Genomic DNA, 1,121 nt, shown 5'->3' with positions numbered 1-1,121 from the left:
AACAAGACTTTAAGCAAGCATTTGATGAAAAATTTAAAGGTATAGATAAACAAGCGAGTGATTTATTTGAGCATTATAAAAAACATAATGACCAAGCGAAAAAAGAAACAATAGAATACAAGAAAATGATTGCTGATCGGTTAAATAAAAATGAGACTATCGTTGAGAATTTAAATAAATCTTTAGAGGTTATGACAAAAGGAGTTTTATCGCTATTCTTCGTAATAGCAATCATTGCGTTAGTAACAGTAATAACAGGGCCCATTGGAGAATTTGTTGGAGCTTCTAATCTTTATGATGGGATTACTTATGTGATTAAAACCTATGATACTGCTTGGAGATATTTAATGTTTATTGTGTATTTAGTACCTTATGCGATTTTTGGTTTTATTATATGGGCTATTTTAAAGTCTTTTGATGGATTGAAATATCGTTGAGGTATTAATTATTGTAAATAATGTTAAAAGTCCTAAAAAGTACCTTAAAATGCAAAATAAGGGTATATGTAATATATAATTAAGGAGTGGGAAAATGGCGAATCGTGAGAAATTAAAAAAACGTCTTGGGCTTGGATTGAATTTAGCTCAGGTAATTGTTCAAGTGTTTATTGTTTATTTAGCATACAAGCAATATAAATTATCTAAAGATTATTAATAATAAGTTAGGTTATGAGTTTAGAACATTGTTCTAGGCTCTTATTTTTGTTGTGTGTCAACGGTAACGGAATGAGCATAGCGATATGAGTATAAGAAGTTGATACACTTGCACTTACTCGACACACTAAACGCAGTGGAATTGGATAACATCCAAATCCGCGCAGTTTGAACGGCGAGTTCAAGAAGTTTTTTGATTTTCCTTTTTTTCAAAAAAGGAATGGTCTAGGTTTTTAAAATCAAAATAAATTCTGATTGAATTTATACATTCTTAAGGTGTTTTGAATTGTTTTTAGAACTTGGTGTGTTTTTGCCTTGAACTTTATATAATCTTTTTAAGAACTTTATAAACCCTTTTTAGGGGCTTGTTGAAGCTTACGACGAGAAGGGGTTTGGGACCCTAAAGGCATACTTTTGCCACATTAAAGGCATACTTTTGCCACATTAAAGGCATACTTTTGCCACATT

Annotated in this window: 1 protein-coding gene; it reads left to right on the top strand. The window is 30.9% G+C overall.

Features of this window, described 5'->3' with window-relative positions:
• Positions 1 to 437 (top strand): DUF334 domain-containing protein (locus tag B154_RS32885; RefSeq protein ID WP_018617119.1); only part of this gene is annotated, 437 nt, incomplete at its 5' end.
• Positions 438 to 1,121 lie beyond the last annotated feature (684 nt).

The organism is Segetibacter koreensis DSM 18137 (genome assembly GCF_000374045.1).
Classification (GTDB): Bacteria; Bacteroidota; Bacteroidia; order Chitinophagales; family Chitinophagaceae; genus Segetibacter; species Segetibacter koreensis.
The sequence above is the reverse complement of the archived record's forward strand: the minus strand, read 5'-3'. Positions and strand labels throughout refer to the sequence as shown.